General features: G+C 67.9%; 17 protein-coding genes. 7 read left to right on the top strand and 10 right to left on the bottom strand.

Features of this window, described 5'->3' with window-relative positions:
* Positions 1-50: 50 nt before the first annotated feature.
* The gene (locus B7R21_RS11055; protein ID WP_116283318.1) at positions 51-2,039 is read left to right on the top strand and encodes an amino acid transporter; all 1,989 of its coding nucleotides are present in this window, start codon (positions 51-53) and stop codon (positions 2,037-2,039) included.
* A 14-nt stretch (positions 2,040-2,053) separates the two neighbouring features.
* Here B7R21_RS11055 and B7R21_RS20715 read toward each other — a convergent pair whose 3' ends face one another.
* From B7R21_RS20715 to B7R21_RS11065, 3 genes are all read right to left on the bottom strand, one after another.
* Positions 2,054-2,386 (bottom strand): potassium channel family protein, encoded by a 333-nt coding sequence (locus B7R21_RS20715; protein ID WP_253259774.1) that lies wholly within the window; start codon positions 2,384-2,386, stop codon positions 2,054-2,056.
* Positions 2,290-2,901 carry a hypothetical protein gene (locus B7R21_RS20720; RefSeq protein WP_253259780.1) on the bottom strand — a complete coding sequence of 204 codons (612 nt, stop codon included), beginning with the start codon at positions 2,899-2,901 and terminating at the stop codon, positions 2,290-2,292. The genes B7R21_RS20715 and B7R21_RS20720 overlap by 97 nt, the downstream gene beginning before the upstream one ends.
* Positions 2,902-3,009: 108 nt before the next feature.
* Complete coding sequence (locus B7R21_RS11065; protein ID WP_116283319.1) at positions 3,010-4,587, bottom strand: CYTH and CHAD domain-containing protein; 1,578 nt, start codon at positions 4,585-4,587, stop codon at positions 3,010-3,012.
* Between the two features lie 65 nt (positions 4,588-4,652).
* Here B7R21_RS11065 and B7R21_RS11070 point away from each other — a divergent pair, with 65 nt between their 5' ends.
* Entirely contained in the window at positions 4,653-6,932 is a 2,280-nt protein-coding gene (locus tag B7R21_RS11070; RefSeq protein WP_116283320.1) for a S9 family peptidase, read from the top strand.
* A gap of 36 nt (positions 6,933-6,968) precedes the next feature.
* The gene (locus tag B7R21_RS11075; RefSeq protein ID WP_116283321.1) at positions 6,969-8,465 is read left to right on the top strand and encodes a maltokinase N-terminal cap-like domain-containing protein; all 1,497 of its coding nucleotides are present in this window, start codon (positions 6,969-6,971) and stop codon (positions 8,463-8,465) included.
* An 18-nt stretch (positions 8,466-8,483) separates the two neighbouring features.
* Here B7R21_RS11075 and B7R21_RS11080 read toward each other — a convergent pair whose 3' ends face one another.
* Together B7R21_RS11080 and B7R21_RS11085 are read right to left on the bottom strand one after the other, a co-directional pair.
* Positions 8,484-9,989 carry an FAD-dependent oxidoreductase gene (locus B7R21_RS11080; protein ID WP_116283322.1) on the bottom strand — a complete coding sequence of 502 codons (1,506 nt, stop codon included), beginning with the start codon at positions 9,987-9,989 and terminating at the stop codon, positions 8,484-8,486.
* Between the two features lie 117 nt (positions 9,990-10,106).
* On the bottom strand, positions 10,107-11,231 hold the full coding sequence (locus tag B7R21_RS11085) for a magnesium and cobalt transport protein CorA (protein ID WP_116283323.1): 1,125 nt from the start codon (positions 11,229-11,231) through the stop codon (positions 10,107-10,109).
* 218 nt (positions 11,232-11,449) lie between these two features.
* On the opposite strand from B7R21_RS11085, the gene B7R21_RS11090 reads away from it, so the two are divergent.
* Positions 11,450-12,397 (top strand): phosphodiesterase, encoded by a 948-nt coding sequence (locus B7R21_RS11090; protein ID WP_116283324.1) that lies wholly within the window; start codon positions 11,450-11,452, stop codon positions 12,395-12,397.
* An 89-nt stretch (positions 12,398-12,486) separates the two neighbouring features.
* Positions 12,487-12,978 carry a hypothetical protein gene (locus tag B7R21_RS11095; protein ID WP_116283325.1) on the top strand — a complete coding sequence of 164 codons (492 nt, stop codon included), beginning with the start codon at positions 12,487-12,489 and terminating at the stop codon, positions 12,976-12,978.
* A gap of 71 nt (positions 12,979-13,049) precedes the next feature.
* On the opposite strand, the gene B7R21_RS11100 is transcribed toward B7R21_RS11095, so the two are convergent.
* The 4 genes from B7R21_RS11100 to B7R21_RS11115 all read right to left on the bottom strand — a co-directional run bounded on the left by B7R21_RS11100 (position 13,050) and on the right by B7R21_RS11115 (position 17,960).
* The gene (locus B7R21_RS11100) at positions 13,050-14,732 is read right to left on the bottom strand and encodes a stealth family protein (protein WP_253259757.1); all 1,683 of its coding nucleotides are present in this window, start codon (positions 14,730-14,732) and stop codon (positions 13,050-13,052) included.
* Positions 14,729-16,867, bottom strand: coding sequence for a DEAD/DEAH box helicase (locus B7R21_RS11105; RefSeq protein ID WP_116283326.1), 2,139 nt, complete (start codon positions 16,865-16,867; stop codon positions 14,729-14,731). The genes B7R21_RS11100 and B7R21_RS11105 overlap by 4 nt, the downstream gene beginning before the upstream one ends.
* Before the next feature lie 164 nt (positions 16,868-17,031).
* Positions 17,032-17,472 (bottom strand): DUF6804 family protein, encoded by a 441-nt coding sequence (locus tag B7R21_RS11110; RefSeq protein WP_253259758.1) that lies wholly within the window; start codon positions 17,470-17,472, stop codon positions 17,032-17,034.
* Complete coding sequence (locus B7R21_RS11115; RefSeq protein ID WP_116283327.1) at positions 17,469-17,960, bottom strand: heme-degrading domain-containing protein; 492 nt, start codon at positions 17,958-17,960, stop codon at positions 17,469-17,471. The genes B7R21_RS11110 and B7R21_RS11115 overlap by 4 nt, the downstream gene beginning before the upstream one ends.
* 42 nt (positions 17,961-18,002) lie before the next feature.
* Between B7R21_RS11115 and B7R21_RS11120 the strand changes: the two genes are divergently transcribed.
* Both B7R21_RS11120 and B7R21_RS11125 read left to right on the top strand, forming a co-directional pair.
* Complete coding sequence (locus B7R21_RS11120) at positions 18,003-18,920, top strand: pseudouridine-5'-phosphate glycosidase (protein WP_116283328.1); 918 nt, start codon at positions 18,003-18,005, stop codon at positions 18,918-18,920.
* Positions 18,913-19,896 carry a carbohydrate kinase family protein gene (locus B7R21_RS11125; RefSeq protein ID WP_172592137.1) on the top strand — a complete coding sequence of 328 codons (984 nt, stop codon included), beginning with the start codon at positions 18,913-18,915 and terminating at the stop codon, positions 19,894-19,896. The genes B7R21_RS11120 and B7R21_RS11125 overlap by 8 nt, the downstream gene beginning before the upstream one ends.
* A 20-nt stretch (positions 19,897-19,916) precedes the next feature.
* Here the strand turns inward: B7R21_RS11125 and B7R21_RS11130 are convergent, their stop codons facing one another.
* Complete coding sequence (locus B7R21_RS11130; protein ID WP_116283329.1) at positions 19,917-20,495, bottom strand: SGNH/GDSL hydrolase family protein; 579 nt, start codon at positions 20,493-20,495, stop codon at positions 19,917-19,919.
* Between the last annotated feature and the right edge of the window lie 9 nt (positions 20,496-20,504).

A 20,504-nucleotide genomic window follows, 5' to 3' on the forward strand; every position in this document is an offset into this window, starting at 1 on the left:
GATCCCCACACCGCCCTGATCCCCGCACCTCAACCGCACCGAGGATGGCCATGCCCGCACCCGACACCGACAAGGCGAACGCCCGGCACCACGTGATACCCGATCCGGAGGCCAGACCCCAGAGCCGACTCCGACAGTGGCTGCTCCAGGGCCTCGTCGACCAGTCGGGGCGCTACCAGGGCTCCTACGGCGTGAAGGTCGAGAAGACGCACTCCTGGTGGCGGGTGATGTGCCTGACCGGCGTCGACTACTTCTCGACCCTCGGCTACCAGCCCGCGATCGCCGCACTTGCGGCCGGGTTGCTCTCGCCGTTCGCCACGATCGTGCTGCTGCTGCTCACCCTGTTCGGCGCCCTGCCGGTGTACCGCCGGGTCGCTCGCGAGAGCTTCAAGGGCGAGGGTTCGATCGCGATGCTCGAGCGGCTGCTGCCCTGGTGGGGTGGCAAGCTCTTCGTGCTGGTGCTGCTGGGGTTCGCCGCCACCGACTTCATGATCACGATCACCCTGTCGGCCGCCGACGCCTCGGCGCACGCCATCGAGAACCCGTTCGCGCCGTCGTGGTTCCACGGCAACGAGGTCATCATCACTCTCGTGCTGGTGGCGCTGCTCGGGGCCGTCTTCATCCGCGGCTTCAAGGAGGCCATCGGCATCGCCACCGTGCTCGTCGCGGTCTACCTGGTGCTGAACTTCGTCGTGGTGCTCGTGTCGATCGTCCACGTGTTCGAGAACACCGTTGTGATCACCAACTGGTGGGAGGCGCTGAACGCGCAGCACGGCAACCCGCTGGTCATGGTGGGCATAGCGCTGATCGTCTTCCCGAAGCTCGCCCTCGGCCTGTCCGGCTTCGAGACCGGCGTGGCCGTGATGCCGCAGATCACCGGCAGCCCGGGCGACACTCCCGAGCAGCCGACCGGGCGCATCCGGGGAACCTGGCGCCTCCTCACGACGGCCGCCGTCATCATGAGCACCTTCCTCATCACGTCGAGCTTCGTCACCACGCTGCTCATCCCGCAGGCAGAGTTCCAGGCGGGTGGGCAGGCCAACGGCCGCGCCCTGGCCTATCTCGCACACGAGTACCTCGGCAGTGCCTTCGGAACGATCTACGACATCTCGACCATCGCCATCCTCTGGTTCGCCGGCGCTTCGGCCATGGCGGGCCTGCTGAACCTCGTGCCCCGGTACCTGCCCCGCTACGGTATGGCCCCGCAGTGGGTGCGCGCGGTCAGGCCGCTCGTGCTCGTGTTCACCAGCATCGCCTTCATCATCACCCTCGCCTTCAAGGCCAGTGTGGATGCCCAGGGCGGCGCCTATGCGACAGGAGTGCTCGTGCTGATCACCTCCGCCTCGGTCGCGGTCACCCTGTCTGCCCGTCGCCAGCGGCAGAAGAAGCGCACGGTCGGGTTCGGCATCGTCGCGCTGGTCTTCGTCTACACGACCATCGCGAACGTGTTCGAGCGGCCCGACGGCGTGCGCATCGCGGCGCTGTTCATCCTGGCGATCCTCGTCGTGTCGCTGGTCTCCCGCGTGCAGCGCTCGTTCCAGTTGCGGGCCACTTCGGTGACGCTCGACGAGACCGCTCTGGAGTTCCTCCGGGCCGATGCCGAACTCAGGGTGATCCACCTCATTGCGAACGAGCCCGACGACGGCAGCGCGCTCGAGTACCGCATCAAGAACAAGGAGGAGCGGCACGACAGCCACATTCCGAACTCGGCGAGGATCATCTTCATCGAGGTCTATCCGGCCGACTCATCGAACTTCGAGGAGGATCTGGTCGTTCGCGGAGTGACCAAGCACGGTTACCGGGTGCTCGAGGTGCGAAGCGGCAACGTGCCCAACACGCTCGCCGTGGTGATGCTGACGATCCGCGACGAGACGGGGGTCGTGCCAGAGATCTACTTCGAGTGGACGGAGGGCAACCCCGTGTCGAACATGCTCCGTTTTCTGATCACCGGCAGCGGCGAGGTCGCGCCGGTCACCCGCGAGGTGCTCCGCGAGGCGGAGAAGAACGTCACGCTCCGCCCGGCCGTGCACGTGAGCTGATCCGGGAACAGGGCCTAACCCTTCGGAGTCTCCTCCCGGAGCGCCCGCAACTCCGCGGTGAACACCTCGCGCGAGTGCGCCATCTCGGCCCGCAGCTCGTCGATCTGCCGCGACAGGGCGTCGACATGGTCGACGTTCGCCCGCTGCACCTGCACCTCGCTGCTCCGCACGCGGTCGACCAGCCAGCTGGCGAGGGTCGCGGTCACCACACCGAGAAGGGCGATGCCCGCGATCATCAGTCCGACCGCGATCATCCGCCCCTCCACCGTGACTGGCGTGTAGTCGCCGTAACCGACCGTCGTGATGGTGACGAAGGCCCACCACAGCGCGTCGCCGAACGAGACGATGGATGCCCCGGTGCGTTCTGCTCGGAGTCCAGGATGCCGAGGGCCGCGATCAGCACGAGCAGGCCGGCGGACCCGATCACGTAGGTGGCCACGCGTCCGCGGAACGCTGTGCCCGCCGTGCGCTGCAACACGGAGAACAGCATGACCAACCGCAGGAGCCGGAGGGGGCGCAGCAGCGGCAGCACGACGATCAGGAACTCGAGGATGTGCGTGAAGAACCACCGCCACCGGCGCGGAGCGAGGTAGAGGTTCGCGACGTAGTTCACCACGAAGACGCCCCAGACCGCCCACATGACGATCTCGGCGACGAAGTTGGCCTCGTCGTGGAGGTTGCCGATCACATCCCACGAATACGCGATGAGGAACACCAGCGACACCGCGGTGAGCGGCCACTCCATGCGGGCGTTCCAGGAGGCCTGGCCCTCGATTCCGCGAACGATCGGCACCCTGTGCAGCTCGACCTGCTCGTCAAGGGTGCGGGCCCGCCGTCGGGGCAGGATCCTCGGAATGCTCATCGTGACCCCACTCGACGGGCGGCCACAGTGCGCCGCGGAAGGCTGCAGAACGTGCCCCCAGCCTAGTGCGAGGGTCCGCATCCCGGCGGCGGGGCGGGGCGGGGGCGCTCAGGCGCCGGGCAGCCACTTCTTCGCGGTGAGGAACTCGCCGCGGGCGCGGGCGTAGTCCTCGATCGCGCGGTCGGCGCGCTGCTGCTCCAGCGCGTGCAGACGGCCGTACCCGAAGGTGTTCTCGCCGGCCTCGGCGGCGGCTCCGGCAGTGGCGTACAGCAGCCGCTGGAGCGCCACGCTGTCGCGGTACTCCCCCAGCGCATCCTGCACCCGCTCCGCGGCGGAGGCGAGGCGCGCGACCTTCTCGCCGAACACCGCCGTTCCCGCGAACGCGGTGTCGCCCGAGGTCACCGCCTCGATGCCGAACCGCAGCCGCCGGGCGGCTTTCCGCACCACGTGCACCCGGGCATTCCACTCGTCGGGGTTGCCCGCCTTCGCAACGGCCTTCATCCGTCTCTTCACCCGCCGGAAGTCCGCGGTGATCGGCCGGCCGAGCACCTTCGTGGCGCGCCCGGCCGATCTCTTGCCGAGCCGGGCTGCGTCGCCCGTGCCGGCGGCGAACGCTTCGAGAGAATCGAGCAGCCGGAAGTACCGTGCGCTCGACAGGATGCGCTGCAGGTAGCCGAGCGAGCGCTGGTACTCCGCCTCCTTGTCGGAGACGAGGCGCGCGAGCACCGCTTCGTGCATACGCTTGTTCGCCTGTGAGCGCACGAGATTCCGCGCCCTGTCGTGCATGACCTGCGGGTCGCGGGTGTCGCCGAGCACGGTTCCGAGTTCGGCGAGCTCCCGCTCGAGCCGCTTCGCCTCGTCGGAGTCCAGCACCGACCGGTAGGTGGCGAGGATGCTCCGCAGCCGCCGCACGGAGGAGCGCATCGTGTGCACCGCACCCGCTTCGTCTTGGCGAACGAGTGGATCGGCCTGCTTCAGCCGTTCCGTCTGCACAGCGATCGCGGCACGGAGCACATCACCCGCCGAGCTCTTGCCGCTGAGCGGTCGCCGGGGTTCCCGCTCCCCCAACCGCTCGCGGCCGAGCGCGTGGGCGAGCTTCGAGACGCTCGCCGACGGCCGGGCACCAGCCGTCTCGAGCTTCTTCTCGATGGCGTCGAGCAGCAGAGCGCGCTTCCGCGGCGAGCCGGGAGCGTCGTCGGTGAGTTCGACCTCCCATTCGCGCCAGACCCGCAGCTGGGCGGTGGCGACATCCCCGGCCGACACCAGGTCGTCGGCGATCTCGGCGAGCGCCACGTCGTCGCCGTCGTGGAGGCAGGTCGTCGTGCGGGTCGTGGTCAGTCGGGCGACAGGAGCGAGCGGATGATCGCGCACGTGCACCAGCACGAGGTCGAGCACGGCCTCGGGGATCGGTCCGTCGTCGCCGAGCGGCCAGTGCAGCTCCAACCGGCCCTCGTCGCCCGGCAGTTTGATGTGCCAGCCCTCGTCGGAGCCGCCCTCGCGGCGCCGGAGCACGATCCGCTGGGCTGCGAGATGGAGTTCCGCGGTGTCGTAGTAGACCGCGTGCAGCGTCACCGTCTCGGGGTCGGAGACCCGCGCGACCTGGGCCACCCCGGTCAGATCCGGCACGACGGTCTGGTCGTCGACGTCGTACTTCCGCTCGATCTCGATGTGCACCTGATGATTCATGCCCGTTGCCCCGACCCTCTTGCCTTCGACTCCGCCTTACACGCTAACTCAACTACGGTGGATGCATGTCACTGCAGCATCCCCCGGTCGCCCGGAAGGCCCCCACCGAACGCATCCATCACGGCGACACGGTGATCGACCACTACGAATGGCTTCGCGAGAAGGACGACGAGAAGGTGCTCGCACACCTCACCGCCGAGAACGCCTGGGCCGAGCAGCAGACGGCGCACCTCGAACCCGTTCGACAGGCTGTCTTCGACGAGATCAAGGCCCGCACCCTCGAGACCGACCTGTCGGTTCCCGTGAGGAGCGGCTCCTGGTGGTACTACACCCGCACGGTCGAGGGCAGCCAGTACGGCATCCACGCCCGCGCGCCCATCGCCGGCACCGACGACTGGACCCCGCCCCGCCTCGAACCCGGCGTTGCCGTTCCCGGCGAGGTGGTCGTGCTCGACGACAACGTCGAGGCGGAGGGCACCGACTTCTACTCCCTCGGGAGCTTCGACACGAGCACGGATGGCCGGCTGCTCGCCTACGCCGTGGACACGGTGGGCGACGAGCGCTACACACTCCGCATCCGCGACCTCGACACCGGCGAGAATCTGCCGGACGTCGTGGAGAACACCGCGCCCGGAGCCACCTTCACCCCCGACGGGCGCTTCGTCTTCTACCCGACCGTCGACGAGGCGTGGCGCCCCGACACCATCTGGCGGCACCGGGTCGGCAGTGACGGGACCGACGTCGTCGTCTTCACCGAACCCGACGAGCGCTACTGGCTCGGTATCGGTCTCACCCGCAGCGAGAAGTACCTGCAGCTCGACCTCGGCTCGAGCGTCACCAGTGAGACCCACCTGCTCGACACAGCCGACCCCGAGGGCGACTTCGTACTCGTCTGGCCGCGGGTGGAGGGCATCGAGTACTTGGTCGAGCACGCCGTCATCCCGGGGGCAGGCGACAGCGCAGGCGACCGCCTCCTCGTCACCCACAATGCGAATGGTGAGAACTTCGAGCTGCTGGAGGTGGCTCCGGATGCTCCGCTCGACGAGTCCCGCTGGCGTACCGTGCTGGCGGCGAGCGACGACGTGCGGCTCGAGAGCGTCGACGCCTTCGAGACCCACCTCAGCGTGGAGTACCGGCGCGACGCGCTGACCCGCGTGGCGGTCATCCGGCTGGATGCTGCCACGGACTCAGCGCCGGGCGCCGCGGGCGCGGTGGGCAGCAGCAGCCGAGGGCTCCTCCCCGGCTACGGCCCTCTCGAGGAGCTCCCCTTCACCGAGCCGCTCTTCTCCGTCGGCACCGGCGGCAACCCGGAGTGGACCCAGCCGACCCTCCGCGTCGGCTTCACCTCGTTCGTGACCCCCTCCACCGTCTACGACTACGTTCTCTCCACCGGTGACCTCCGCCAGCTCAAGCAGCAACCGGTGCTCGGCGGCTACGACAGCAGCGCCTACACCCAGCGCCGCGAATGGGCGGAGGCCGACGACGGCACGCTCATCCCGATCTCGCTCGTCGAGCGCCGGGATCTCGTGCGCACCGGTGCCCCCGCTCCCCTCGTTCTCTACGGCTACGGATCGTACGAGGCGAGCATCGACCCGTCGTTCTCGGTCGCCCGGCTCTCGCTCCTCGATCGCGGCGTGGTCTTCGCCATCGCCCATGTGCGCGGCGGCGGCGAACGCGGACGCTGGTGGTACGAGCAGGGCAAGAAGCTCGCGAAACGCAACACGTTCAGCGACTTCATCGCCGCGGCGCACCACCTCGTCGACGCCGGCTACACCACGCCCGACCGGCTCGTCGCGCAGGGCGGAAGCGCCGGCGGGCTGCTGATGGGCGCGATCGCCAACGATACGCCAGAACTCTTCGCGGGCATCCTCGCGCAGGTGCCGTTCGTCGACGCTCTCACCTCGATCCTCGACCCGTCGCTGCCGCTCACCGTGATCGAATGGGACGAGTGGGGCGATCCCCTCCACGACGCCGGGGTCTACGCCTACATGAAGTCGTACTCCCCCTACGAGAACGTGCGGGACGGCATCCGGTACCCGAAGATCCTCGCGGTGACCAGCCTGAACGACACGCGGGTGCTGTACGTGGAACCGGCCAAGTGGGTCGCAAGGCTGCGCGAAGCGGGAGCGGATCCGCTGCTGAAGATCGAGCTCACAGCCGGGCACGGCGGGGTGAGCGGGCGCTACGAGCGCTGGAAGGAGACCGCCTACGAGTACGCGTGGATGCTCGATGTGCTCGGTGCACTCAGCGCACCCGGCGCCCAGGCCCCCGGCGCACAGGCACCCCGTGCCCAGGCCCCCGCAGGCGCAACCCCTGTTCAGGGGACACCGAGTACGGAAGCATAGGCTGAGCACTCTTGCTGGCCACGACGAAAGCGAATCATGACCGACACAGCACCCGGTGACCTCTCAGGCCCCGATTCAGCGCCCTTCGACAATGCCCTCATCGATTCCCTGACCGAATGGATGCCCCGGCAGCGCTGGTTCGGTGGCAAGACCACCAGCCCTGCGCTGCGGCTGATCGGCAGCTTCGACCTGCCGCACGGCGACGCGGAGGTGCGGGTCACGACGTTCCTCGTGCTCGACGAGGGCGGCCAGCAGTCCCGCCTCTACCAGGTGCCCCTCACCGTGCGGAGCGAGCGCGCTCCCGAACTCGAGGCCTCCCTGATCGTCGCCGTGAGCGCGGAGCCGGGCTCCGACAGCCCGGACAGTGACGTTCCGGTCAACGCCGTGACCGTGGGCGACAAGGGCGCTCACACCCAGTTCGTCTACGACGGAACCCACGACCTCGCCTACTCGGGCGCCCTCCTCGACCTGATCGCCCGCGACCAGGCGAGCGACGGCACCGGCGGCGCGACGGCCACGGGGCGGGCCCAGGTCTCCGGGCATCCCCTCACCGTGACCCACGCCAGGGTGCTGAGCGGTGAGCAGTCGAACTCGTCGATCATCATGACGGTGACGACCGCGGAGGGCGCGGAACATCGGCCCGTCATCTGCAAGGTGTTCCGGGTGCTCCACCACGGCAACAACCCCGACGTGGTGCTGCAGTCCGCCCTGGCGAAGGCCGGTTCCACCCGGGTGCCCGCCTCGATCGGAAGCGTCGTCGGCCAGTGGCACGACTCGCGGATGCCCGACGGGCGCACCTCGGGGCATCTCGCCTTCGCGCAGGAGTTCCTGCCGGGCGTCGAGGATGCCTGGCGCGTGGCCCTCGACGCGGTCGAGGCCGGACGCTCGTTCGTCGCCGAGGCCGCCGCTCTCGGCGAGGCCACCGCGGAGGTGCACGAGACGCTCGCCGCCGTGCTGCCGACCGTCGCCCCCTCCGACGATCTCGTCGCCGGTGTCATGACGAGCATGCGCCGTCGTCACGGCGGAGCCGTACGCGAGGTGCCGTCGCTCGCCGAGCACAACGACGCCATCGAGCGGGTCTTCGAGGCCGCCGAGGCGAGCCCCTGGCCGAATCTCCAGCGGATCCACGGCGACTACCACCTCGGCCAGGTGCTTCACACGCCGAACGGCGGCTGGGTGCTGGTGGACTTCGAGGGCGAGCCGCTCCGGCCGATGGTCGAGCGGAGCCAGCCCGACCTCGTGCTCCGCGACATCGCGGGCATGCTCCGTTCCTTCGACTACGTCGCCGGTTCCTACGCGCAGACCCACCCCGGCGAGTCCGCGACGCAGTGGGCGCTGGATGCCCGGGCCGCCTTCCTCGACGCGTACATCGCCCGCGCGGGGCTCGACCTCCGCGCGAATCGTGCCCTCCTCGACGCCTTCGAGATCGACAAGGCGCTCTACGAGGCGATCTACGAGGTGCGGAACCGCCCCACCTGGGTCTCGATCCCCACCACCGCGGTCGCCCGCCTGGCGAACCGCCCCCGCGGCTAGCAGAGCAGCTCCCTGAAGTCAGACCCTCAGGTCGCGGGCGGTGGGGCCCTCGAGGAGCGTGCCGTCGGGCGCGAAACGGGAGCCGTGGAGGGGACAGTCCCAGCTCGTCTCGGCGGAGTTCCAGGTGAGCACCCCGCCGAGGTGCGGACAGACGGCCGAGACCTGGCAGGTGCGACCCCCGACGGTCGATGTTCCCGTCGGATGGATGCCTGACCGCCCGATCAGTCCCTCCCCCTCGGCGGGGAGCGGAAGGGCATCCGTCGACGGACCGGCGAGCACACCCGCCCACCCCTTCAGCGCCCACCAACCCGTTGCAGCGTTCGCGCCGATGCCCGACGCCATCGCGGCCGGCAGCGTGGCCCGGTGGTGAAGCGTCTTCGCCCAGGACGGCGAGTCGCCCGAGAGGTCGCTGAACAGCGTGAGCGCGGCCTGCACGGCGTTGGTCATCCCCCACTTGTCGTAGCCGCTCGCGAAGTAGATGCGCCCCCGGCCGCGCGGCAGGTACCCCACAAAGGGAACCCGGTGCGGCGTCTCGTAGTCCTGGGCGCTCCACGAGTGCGTGGGTACGGCACCCGGGAAGTGCCGTGCGGTCCACTCGTGCAGGTCGTCGACCAGCCGCTGGGTGTCGCCGGCGCGGCCGACCGGATGCCCGTTCCCGCCGACGATCAGCGTCGAGGTCTCCCCACCGGCACCTGGCACCGTGCGGATCGAGCGGCTCGGCGCATCCACCGACAGGTACATGCTCTGAGGCAACGCGCCACTCTCCGGCACCTCGTACGACCCCGCATACGACCGCTGCGCCCGCAGCTTCGCGAAATACAGCCCGCGGTCGAGGATCGGCACCCCCGTGGTGAGGTGCACGTGCGCACCGAAGACCGTTCCACGCGAGGTGCGCACCTCGGCCGGATCGGATGCCCGCACCCCCGTCACCCGGGTGTTCTCGACGATGACGCCGCCGAGCGCCCGAACGTCCGCCGCCAGCGCGGTGAGAACGTCGAGCGGGTCGAACTGCGCCTGGTCGGTGAGCACGACGGCGCCGAACGTCTCGAAGGGCAGGTCGGTGCTGTCGACGAGCCGCACATCGAGCCCGGATGCCCGGGCGATCCGGAACTCCCGCCCCACCGTCTCGACACCCGCAGCGGTTCCCGCGTAACTGACCGCGTCGCGGCGCTGCACGGCGACACCGCTCGAGGAGGCGTAGTCGAGCATCCACTCCTGGCCGGCGCGGTTGGCGTCCACATAGGCCTGCACGATCGATTGGTACGTGTGCGCCCTGATCTTCTGCAGTTGACTCCCTTGCAGGAGCGACAGCTTTGCGGTCGAACGGCCGGTTGCGACCGCACCGATCGAGCGCGACTCCAGCACCGCGACCCGTTTGCCCGTTCTCGCGAACAGCAGCGCGGTCACGAGACCCGTCAACCCCGCCCCCACCACGACCTCGTCGTAGCGGGCATCCGGTTCGAACGGGTCTGTCGTGATCCCAGCACCGGTTTCAGAACGGGAGTCGAACCACAGTGACGTCATCGCCTCAGGCTACGCCGCAGCCCTGATCTCGTCGGCCCCTTGCGCTCAGAGCCAGCCCTGCCTTCAGAACCAACCTTGCGCTCAGAGCCAGCCGAACAATCAGAGCCAGCCGGACAATCAGAGCCAGCCGCGCTTCTTGAACATGGCGTACAGGCCCACGCTGAGCCCCACCATGAGCCCGAGCGCCGCCGGATAGCTCCACGCGAAGTGCAGTTCGGGCATGTAGTCGAAGTTCATGCCATAGATGCCCGTCACCACAGTCGGCGCGAAGAAGATGGCCGCCCAGGCGGAGATCTTCTTGACCTCGTCGTTCTGGTGGTTGCTCGTCTCTGCGAGCTTCTTCATGTCCTCGTTCTGGCGCTGCGCGACGAGGGTCGCGTTCACCGTCAGGATCTCCCTGAGCGTCTGCCGGAATCCATCCACCCGCTCGTTCACGACGGCGACGTGGTCGGCGACATCCCGGAACGCCCGCTTCAGCTCGAGGTTTCCCTCCCCCTTGCCGTAGGTCTCCCGGAGGGTCTGCAGCATCGCCGTGAGCGGCAGGGTCGCGCGCTGGAAGTCGAGCACCTCCTGGGAGAGCTCATAGATGCGCCGGGACACCGAAGGGTCCCCCTCGAACACCTGCGCCTCGATCTCGTCGATGTCCGTCTCGAGGCCGGCGACGACGGGAGCGTACTGGTCGACGACCGCGTCCATGATGCCGTAGAGCGCGGCGATGGGCCCGAGTGCGAGCAGCCGCGGATCGCCCTCCATCCGACGGCGGACCACCGACAGGTCGGGCTTGGCGCTGTGCCGCACCGAGACCACGAAGTTCGGCCCGACGAACAGGTGGAGCTCGCCGAATTCGACCTCCTCCCGTTCGTCCACATAGAAGGCCGCCCGCAGTACGACGAACAGGACGTCTCCGTAGCGTTCGAGCTTCGGCCGCTGGTGGGCGCCGACCGCATCCTCGATCGCGAGCGGGTGCAGGTCGAACTCGGCCTGCAGGTCGGCGAGGGCCGCGCCGTTCGGACGGTAGAGCCCTATCCAGGCGAGGGCGTCCGGGATGCTCGCCAGAGCCTCGATCGTCTGCTGGGGTGTGGCGGGCGAGAGAACTCGGGTGCCGTGGGAGTAGATCGCGTTGTCGATGACACCTCCGCCCCCCTCCGCATCGACCGGATCGGCGACCACATCGTGCGTTCCGGAGCCGTCTGTGGAGGGCCTGCGGGTGACCGCGCCTCTGATGACCTGTGAGAATTTCATGGGAATTCACCTCTCCGGGCGCACCGACTGGGGGAAAAGGTCGCCACGCCGACCTCAGAATGACATACTTCTTCAGGCACAAAATCATCGAACGTCGTGTTTCTGAATAATCCGCGTGGCGTTAACCTCGCGTCCAGATATGTCTGGTTGGCTTTGTCCCGCACCACCCGTCGTGCGCCCACCACAGCGGGAAGTCAACCCGAAACGGCTCATTCACAATGACCACCCTCGCGCAGTACCCGCGTCCTGACCACTTCGTGCTCCATTTCAGCGACACGCACTTCGTCGGCACCGACGACCTGCTGTACGGCAAGGTCGACAGCGAAGGCCATCTCACGAGGATCCTCGGAGAGCTGCTCGAGTCGGGCGCCCGGCCAGAGGCCATCATCTTCACCGGCGACCTCGCCGACAAGGGCGACCCGAAGGCCTACGAGAAGCTCCGGGCGATCGTCGAGCCGGCCGCCGCGAAGCTCGGTGCTGTCGTCATCTGGGTGATGGGCAACCACGACAACCGTGCAGCGTTCCGTGCGGGTCTCCTCGACCAGCAGCCATCGATGAGGCCCATCGACCGCGTGCACGACATCAACGGCCTCCGCATCATCACGCTCGACTCGACCGTTCCCGGCTCCCACTACGGCGAGGTCACACCCGACCAGCTGGACTGGCTGGCCGAGGAGCTCTCGAGCCCTGCGCCGCACGGCACGATCCTCGCCATGCACCACCCGCCCGTGCCGAGTGTGCTCGACCTCGCCGTGATGGTGGAGCTCCGTGACCAGGCGTCGCTCGCCGAGGTGCTGCAGGGCAGCGACGTGCGCTCGATCATCGCCGGCCACCTGCACTACTCCTCGACGGCGATGTTCGCGGGCATCCCCGTCAGTGTCGCGTCGGCCACCTGCTACACGCAGGACCTCAACGTGCCCATCGGCGGCACCCTCGCCCGCGACGGCGCCCAGGCCTTCAACCTGATCCACGTCTACGAGAACACCGTGCTGCACTCAGTCGTGCCGATCGGGCACTACGCGCGGGTGTCGTACACCAGCGCCTCGGAGACGGCGGCCATCCTCGACAAGGCCGGCGTCGCCTTCGGCCCGCCCGCCGCCGCACCGGTCACGCCCGAGGAGCCCCTCGTCGTGCCGGCACTGACGGCCGCCGCCTCGACCCGCTGAACTCATTCGCAAACTTTTTGCGAAAGCGGCGTAATGGATGCCCGTGAACGGCATCTCTTCCTATGAACAACAATATAGGAGGAACACTCATGTTCGCAAAGACTTCACGCCGTACTCTCACCGCGGCCACCGCCGCTCTCACCCTCGCGGCCGGCCTCGCCGTCGGCACCGCCTCGTCGGCCTCAGCCGAGCCTGCACCTGCGACCAACACATCTTCGTTCAGCTTCACGGCTCCCGACCAAGTTTCTTCAATTGGGGAGCAGATCCGTCTGGTGTTCACTCTTCGCGGGGTCGGTCTGACAACTGCAGAGAGCGCGGGTGTCACAGCGTCGGTCAACTGCCTCAACGGAAGTTGGGCTCGAATCGACCTCTACCACTTCGAGAACACTCACCAATCGTGGGCCGAGACGAGGTTGCAGGCGTCGGACAGCGGCAAGACATGCACGATCCAGGTTGCTGGCCTGGCACCAGGAAGTTCAGTGTATTTTCCGGCCAACGAGATTCGCCACCTCTACCTGAACCAGCCTTACATCTCGCTCTACGGTGACGTCGTCATCCACAGCCGCACCGGCGGCCTGTGACCCAGAACCGACCCAAGCCAGGCCCGTCTGCCACGCGCAGACGGGCCTGGCGCGTTTCTCTGCGCAGCCGCTCAGCTGGCGTCTTCGAACTCCGACGCGGCGGCGACCTGGCGCTCCGACTCCCAGGGGGCCGGGAACGGGAAGTACTGCTCGAGGAACTCCTGCACCACGAGGGTGCGCTCCGCGGCATCCACTTCGGGGTAGCTGCCGTCGTTCAGGCAGAAGAAGTCGAACGAACGCTTCCGCAGGATGTCCGGCAGGAGCCCGAGGCCGGAGCGCATTGTGGTGTCGACGTACGACACTCTCGCCGCCTCCTGCACCACTGCCTGCCCGGTCATCAGAGCGTAGTAGTGGTAGAACGAGTTGGTCACCGAGATGTCGGTGCTCGATCGGAAGCGACTCGCGGCCGTGCGGCGGAAGTCCTCGGGGAACTCGTTCTCGAGCTCTTGCATCACGCTCTTCCGAAGCGGTGCGGCAGCGTGTTCGAGGTGGCGGGTGATGATCCGCCCGAACTTCTCCCAGAGCAGCCGGCGGTTGACCCGCGCGGCGTTCTCGAAGCCGCTTCGGCCGAGGTCGTTCTCGCCGAGGCCGATGCGGGTCTGGGCCTCGATGAACTTCGTGACGCCACCGGGTGAGAAGAACATGTTCGGCTGCACGGGGCGACCGAAGAACATGTCGTCGTTCGAGTAGAGGAAGTACTCGCTGATACCCGGGATGCGGTGCAGCTGGCTCTCGACGGCCTGCGAGTTGTGGGTCGGCAGCACACTGGTGTCTTCGAAGAACTCCTCGCTCGGCACGAAGGTGACCCGGGGATGCTCGGCGAGCCACGCGGGCTTCGGGGAGTCCGTGGCGATGAAGATACGCCGAACCCAGGGCGCGAAGAGGTACACCGAGCGGAGGGCGTACTTCAGCTCGTCGATCTGGCGGAACCGGGCATCCGAATCGTCGCCGTCGCCCGCGATGTAACCGGTACCCTGCGCGCGCCTGCGGCGCTGGTAGTCGATGTCGTTGCCGTCGACCCAGGAGAAGACCATGTCGATGTCGAAGACCACGTCGGTCGCCTGCACGTCGAACATGCCGCGAAGGGTGCGCCACGTCTCGCCGTAGAGCTCCACTGTGGAGGGGATCGCCTCGGTGCGGGGCAGGATGCGCCTCGTCAGCGAGTTCTCGACGGGGCAGATGATGTTCTCGTCGTCGAAGCTCCAGAACTGCAGCTCGATGCCGATGGACGACCCGTAGGTGAGACCGCCGACGGGCTCGACGCGCGGCCGGTACAGGCGGAAGATGCGGGCCTTGCGGCTCTCCGACAGCGTTCCGGTGCTCACCAGCATCGGCGGCCGCTTCTTGCCCGTGACGGTCTTGGAGTACATCGGTTCGTTCTGGCAGGCGAGCGCGAGGGCGCGCTCGAGCTTCCGACGGGCGGCCGCGTCGATGACCACCACGGGTCGTTCGTCGTTGCCGCGGATGAGGAAGAACTCGATTCCCGAACCGAGCAGGACGCTCCGCACGAACAGGAGATCCTCGACCATCGCCTCGTGCGGGGTCAGCGTGGTGTTGACCAGGGCGAGCATGCCCTTTCGCACGATGACATCCGGCCGGCCGTGGCTCTTCGGCCAGGAGCGCGGTGCGCCGAGGTGACCGGATGCCCGATTGAAGAGTTCCTCGGGCGCCTCGGGCTCGAGGCTGTTCTCGAGAGCGACGTTGTGGGTCGCCGCACTGCCCGTCGACATGCCGGCGGAGGTGCTGCCGATCATGAGAGGGCCGCCTCGAGCAGGCTCACCAGAGCTTCGAGCTGAACGCTGTCGCCCGACGAGATCTCGACATCCGAGCCGTCGAGCGCCCGGGCCGCGAGGCCCTGTTTGCTGTCGATGAGTTCGGCGATCTTCGAGTCGATCGTCTGGGCGGCGATGATGCGCCACGCCGTGACAGGCTCGGCCTGGCCGATGCGGTGCACGCGGTCGATGGCCTGGGTCTGCTCGGCAGCGGTCCACGACAGTTCGGCGAGCACCACGTTCGACGCGGCCTGCAGGTTCAGCCCGACACCGGCGGCGGTGAGCGAGCAGACGGCGACCGACACGGCCGCATCGTTGTTGAACGCGTCGATCTGGGACTGCCGGAACGATGCGGTCTGGTCGCCCCGGATCGAGATCGTGCGGAGGCCTGCCTTCGCCAATGCCTCCTCGGCCTGGTCCATGACGTCGATGTGCTTGGCGAAGAACACGACCTTGCCGACGGAACGCGCGAGCTGGGCTGCATAGTCTGCGGCGAGGCCGGCCTTGGCCTGGCCGATCTTCCGCACCATCGTGAAGACGTTCTCGCCGGTCGAGGACGACTTCGACTCCTCGAGTTCGGCTTTCGCCACGAGCCGCATGAGCTCCTGGTTCGGGCCGTCGGACGTGTCGTATCCACTCCCCATCGCACCGGCGGCTGCCCGGCGGTACTTCGTGACGAGACGCTTCCCGAGTTCGGCTTCGGCCTGGCGGATGGATCGCCCGAGGTCGTCGTCGAGTTCGACCGGGAGGTCGACGACGCGCTTCGCCGGGAGGTCGGCTGCAACATCCACCTTCTTGCGGCGGACGATCCCCATGTCGATGACGGCCGAGCGGGCCTCGGCGAAGAAGCCGAAGTCTGCGGGGGTGAGGCCGGTCTCCTCCAGCTTGCCCATGAGTTCGGGCGTGGGTTTGTCGCCGTCGATCCAGCCGAGGAGCTGCCAGATGGCGCGGAAGTCATCGACGTCGTTGATGAGCGGGGTTCCGGTGAGCGCCATCATCAGCGGGTCGCCGCCGGGAGCGAATCTACGGATGCGCTCCGCAAGGGCGAGCACGTTCTTCGAGCGCTGCGACTGCATGTTCTTGATGAAGTGCGCCTCGTCGACGACCATGCCCTTGAACCCGAGAGTGCCGAGCCAGGCGAGATGCCGGTCGAGCACGTCGTAGTTCACGATGACGACGTCGGCGAAGGCATCGAGGTTCGCTCCGTCGCCCTGGATGACCGTGGCGCGCCTGTGCGGCGTCCAGATCTCGACCTCGCGGGCCCAGTTCATCTTCACGACACTCGGTACGACGGCCAGCAGCGGGTAGGAGTCGGAGACCGAGGCCGCCAGCAACGACTGCGCCGTCTTGCCGAGTCCGGGCTCGTCGGCGAGCAGAAAGGAGCGGTGACCGGCGGCGACAGCGGCGATGAAACGCGCCTGGTGGTGCATCAGTTCGTGGCCGGGAGGCGAGATGCGGTCGATCTTCGGCGCTTCGGGGAGGTCCATGCTGGCGACGGTGCCGCCGGAGCCGTACTCGAACGCTCGGTAGAGCGGGCTGAGGAGCTCCCAGCTCGAGAGGCGCCCGCGCGAGACGGGGCGGTTGGCCGTGGCCGCGCTGAAGTCGGGGGCGAGGAACGGGTTGGCGAGCTGGCGTGCTTTGACCGACTGCGGCATGACCTGCTTCTCGGCGGCACCGGGCGAGAAGGTGAAGGCGGTGGCGAAGGGCGAGGCGGGCGGCGGTGCCGGAACCTCTTCTTCGGCTTCGACTTCGATGCCGGCATCCATCAGGTACTCGCGGCGCATGCGCTGCGCCACCGGCGAGACAGCGACATCGCTCTCGAGCAGGGTGATCAGCGAGGTATCACGAGCGGCCGTCTGGGCGAGGATGCCCGCAATGCCGTCGAGTCGCTTCAGCTGCTCTGCCCGTTCTCCGTCGCTCAGCTCGGAGTCACCCTTGATACGGGCGCGCTCCTCGCGCATGAGGAGGGCGACCACGAGGAACTTGGTGCGGTTCGAGGGAACGACCTTGCCCCTCTGCGCGGCAGCCTCGACCTCGCGCACCTTGCGCGCGAGGATGGGGATGAGGCCGGTGTTGTCGACCGTTCGGGTGGACCGGCGAACGCCTGATCGTGACATGCTCCTCCTGTGGAGTGGGGCGGCGCCGACATCCAGACCCAGCTGGAGCCGCCGAAACCGCGAACCTGCACCGGATCTTCGACCACGACCAGTTGTGTTTTCAGAAACAACTGCGGGTTTCCCGGCGCTGCCACTATGCTACTGCATCGCGCGCGCTGATTCGGCTACTTGTCCTTCGACACCGGGATCTTGATCAGGAGTCCCGCTGCGACGAAGACAATCGCAGCAGCCAGGTGCAGCGCGTACCAGACCGGTGGGATGAAATCGAGCGGCAGGATCGGATTCCACACCACCGCGATCGGCACCAGCCCGGCGATCCACCACCACTGTTTCGCCTGGTATGCGAACACACACACGATCAGGGCGAGGATCGCGATCGCGTAGCGGAAGAGAGTGAACCAGCCCGAGTCGATCACAGCGACGGCGGCGAGCAGGATGACCGCGGCGAGCAGCCCCGGAGCGAGAGCCGTGCGCGTGAACGTCGGATAACGCGACTGCACATTCTTGCCCTTGACCTGCGGAGCGGGGCGCGCCGGCTGACTCCGCAGCTGCTCGTTGCGAAGCCGCTGCTCGCGCAGCTGGTCGTCGCGCTCTTTCTTCGTCACTGTTCGCCCTGCAGCCATTCCAGGGCGCCGAGCACCAGTTCGTGGTCGTCGACCTGGGCGAGACCGGAGACTCCCACGGCGCCGATGAGCGAGCCGCGCACGAAGATCGGCACGGCCCCGCCGTGGGCGGCGAAGAGTGCGGGGTCGAGCCTCGAAGACAGCTCGAAGGTGGTTCCGCTCGAGCGGAACAGGGTGCCGATGACCAGCGACGACTCACCGTAGCGACGCACCACGCGGAACTTGCGCTCCAGCCAGTCGTCGTTGTCGCTCGACGCCCCGGGCAGCCCCGCGTGGAAGACACGCTGGTCGCCGAAGACGACGGCAATCGCGATCGGCAGATCACCCTCGAGCGCCCTGTCGCGCAGGTGCGAGCCCACCGAGAACGCGTCATCGTGGTCGAAGGAATCGAACTGCAGCGCGCGCTCACGGGCGCGGAGCCTCTCCAGACGTTCGGCTTCTTCGAGGATGGCAGAATCACTGGTAGGCATAGCCCCCAGCCTAGAACTTCGAGCGAACAGAAAGATCCACGGATGCCCCAGCCCTTCCTTGTCTCCGACGCCGTTGCGGATGCCCTGCAGCACGGTCGCCCCGTCGTCGCCCTCGAGTCGACGATCATCTCGCACGGGCTCCCCCGCCCCCGGAACCTTGAGGCTGCGAAGGAGTTCGAGCAGATCCTGCTCGACACCGGCGTCACTCCGGCGACCATCGCGGTGCTCGACGGCATCCCCCGCATCGGGCTCGATGCCGACGGAGTGGCCCGCATCGCCAACGAGGACATGGTCAAGGCGAGCGTGCGCGATCTGCCGATCCTTTCCGCCAAGGGCATCAGCGGGGCGACGACGGTTGCCGCAACCGCGTACCTCGCAGGCAAGGCTGGAGTGCGCGTCTTCGCCACCGGCGGACTCGGTGGCGTGCACCGCGGCGCCAACGCGACCTTCGACGAGTCGGCCGACCTCAGTTCGCTCGCCCTCGCCGGCGTCACCGTGGTCGCGGCGGGCGTCAAGAGCGTGCTCGACATCGCAGGAACCCTCGAACGACTCGAGACCCTCAGCGTGCCGGTCGTCGGCTACCGCACCACGAACTTCCCGAGCTTCTGGCTCACCGAGTCCGGCGAACAGATCGACTGGTCCGTCGAGTCACCCGCGGAGATCGCCCGGGTCATGCGGAGCCAGGACGCTCTCGGCCACGGCCAGGGCATCATCGTGGCGAACCCCCTGCCGAGCGATCTGCAGTGGGAGCCGGAGGAGCACGACCGGGTGCTGCTCGAAGCGCTGGCCGAAGCCGACGCGCAGGGCATCCGGGGCAAGGCCGTGACACCGTTCCTGCTGTCGTACATCGTGGGAGCATCCGGTGGCCGGAGCCTCGAGGTCAACCTCGACATCGCGCGGAACAACGTTCGGCTCGCCGGCGAGATCGCGGGTGCGTGGAGCGCCCTCGCGCGTGAGTGATGTGAATCCGCACGTTCGGGTCGTGATCGTCGGTGACGTGTTCGACGACATCATCGTGCGGCCCACCTCGGGCATCCGCACCGACACCGACACCCTCGCCAGCATCGAGCGCCGGGCGGGCGGTTCAGCCGCCAACACCGCGGCATGGCTCGGCTCGCTCGGCACCCTCGTGGACTTCGTCGGTCGCACTAATGTCACCGACACCTCGCGCCACGAGAACCTGCTGCGGGATTCCGGGGTGACGCCTCACCTCGCGGGCGAGCTCGTTCTGCCGACCGGCACCATCGTGGTGATCGTCGAGGCGAACGACACCCGCACCATGCTCACGGAGAAGGGCGCGAACGTCGACACGTCGCCCGCGGACCTGACCGACAGCATGCTCTCCGCGGCAGCCCACCTGCACTTCACGGGCTACACGCTGTTCAGCGGCCAGCCGGTCGCCGGTTTCACCGACCTGGTGCGACGCGCGAAAGCGCACGGGGTCACCGTCTCGGTCGACCCGGGGTCGTCGGGATTCATCGTCGACCACGGCGTGCGGGGTTTCCTCGAGGCGGTTGAGGGTGTGGACATCCTGTTCCCGAACCTCGACGAGGGGCGCGAACTCTCCGGTCGAACGGATGCTGCGGGGATCGTGGATGCTCTGGCCGAACACTTTCCGGTGGTCGCTCTGACACTCGGGCGACGAGGCGCGCTGGTCGGTGCCGGAACCGGAGTCGACGCTCTGCGCATCCCGATCTCGTGCGTGCCCGCAGAACCGCGGGACACCACGGGTGCCGGTGATGCCTTCGACGCGGGATTCCTGGCCGGGCTGTTCGACGGTCTCACTGCGTCGGACCGGCCGCTAGCTGCGCAGGGCGAGGGGCTGCGCCGGCGGCTCGAGCAGGCCGGTACGTCCGGTGTCGCTGCGGCTACGCGCGCCATCCAGATCGTGGGCGCGAGGCCCGGCGGAGTGGTGCCGCACGACGCTCTCGGCTGAAACGCCGGGCGACGGCTCCGTCAGAAACCGCGGCGGAGTTCCGGCAACCGGATGGGCCGACTCTTCGGCGGGAGCCCGTGCACCCGTTCGAGAGCCGGTTCGAGCTCTGACAGCCACGCCTCGTATCCGTCGGCGTTCAGATGCAAGCGGTCTGTCGTGTAGGCCGGGTTCAGTTCGCCATCATCCAGCGCCAGCGCGGGCCAGAGGTCGAGATAGTGGGTGCGCACCGATGACGCGAACTGCCAGATGTGCCGGTTGATGTCGCGGATTTGGGCCGCGTATTCGTGGCCTCGCGGCATCACCGACTGCAACAGGATCTCGGCGTCGGGGAGCTCGTTCCGGAGCCTGACGAGGATCGTCTCGATGTTCTGCACCACATGCTCCACGGAACGTCTCTTCGCCAGGTCGTTCGCTCCGATCAGCAGCACGACGGTGCCCGGATGCACTGCTACGACCTCTTCCAGCCTCTCCTTGACGCCATCCGTCGTGTCGCCCGGAACACCCATGTTGTGCACGGTGTAGTCGCCGAAGTACTTCTGCCAGTCTGCGCCCGCGGTGAGACTGTCGCCCAGAAAGACGATCGAGGGATTTTCGATCATGTCCGCCTC

The organism is Subtercola boreus (assembly GCF_003399625.1).
GTDB classification, from domain to species: Bacteria; Actinomycetota; Actinomycetes; order Actinomycetales; family Microbacteriaceae; genus Subtercola; species Subtercola boreus_C.

Coding starts and splice junctions, on each gene's coding strand:
- B7R21_RS11055 (WP_116283318.1), top strand. CDS start 51: ATGCCCGCACCCGACACCGACAAGGCGAACGCCCGGCACCACGTGATA.
- B7R21_RS20720 (WP_253259780.1), bottom strand. CDS start 2,901: ATGAGCATTCCGAGGATCCTGCCCCGACGGCGGGCCCGCACCCTTGAC.
- B7R21_RS11065 (WP_116283319.1), bottom strand. CDS start 4,587: ATGAATCATCAGGTGCACATCGAGATCGAGCGGAAGTACGACGTCGAC.
- B7R21_RS11070 (WP_116283320.1), top strand. CDS start 4,653: ATGTCACTGCAGCATCCCCCGGTCGCCCGGAAGGCCCCCACCGAACGC.
- B7R21_RS11075 (WP_116283321.1), top strand. CDS start 6,969: ATGACCGACACAGCACCCGGTGACCTCTCAGGCCCCGATTCAGCGCCC.
- B7R21_RS11080 (WP_116283322.1), bottom strand. CDS start 9,989: ATGACGTCACTGTGGTTCGACTCCCGTTCTGAAACCGGTGCTGGGATC.
- B7R21_RS11085 (WP_116283323.1), bottom strand. CDS start 11,231: ATGAAATTCTCACAGGTCATCAGAGGCGCGGTCACCCGCAGGCCCTCC.
- B7R21_RS11090 (WP_116283324.1), top strand. CDS start 11,450: ATGACCACCCTCGCGCAGTACCCGCGTCCTGACCACTTCGTGCTCCAT.
- B7R21_RS11095 (WP_116283325.1), top strand. CDS start 12,487: ATGTTCGCAAAGACTTCACGCCGTACTCTCACCGCGGCCACCGCCGCT.
- B7R21_RS11100 (WP_253259757.1), bottom strand. CDS start 14,732: ATGATCGGCAGCACCTCCGCCGGCATGTCGACGGGCAGTGCGGCGACC.
- B7R21_RS11105 (WP_116283326.1), bottom strand. CDS start 16,867: ATGTCACGATCAGGCGTTCGCCGGTCCACCCGAACGGTCGACAACACC.
- B7R21_RS11115 (WP_116283327.1), bottom strand. CDS start 17,960: ATGCCTACCAGTGATTCTGCCATCCTCGAAGAAGCCGAACGTCTGGAG.
- B7R21_RS11120 (WP_116283328.1), top strand. CDS start 18,003: ATGCCCCAGCCCTTCCTTGTCTCCGACGCCGTTGCGGATGCCCTGCAG.
- B7R21_RS11130 (WP_116283329.1), bottom strand. CDS start 20,495: ATGATCGAAAATCCCTCGATCGTCTTTCTGGGCGACAGTCTCACCGCG.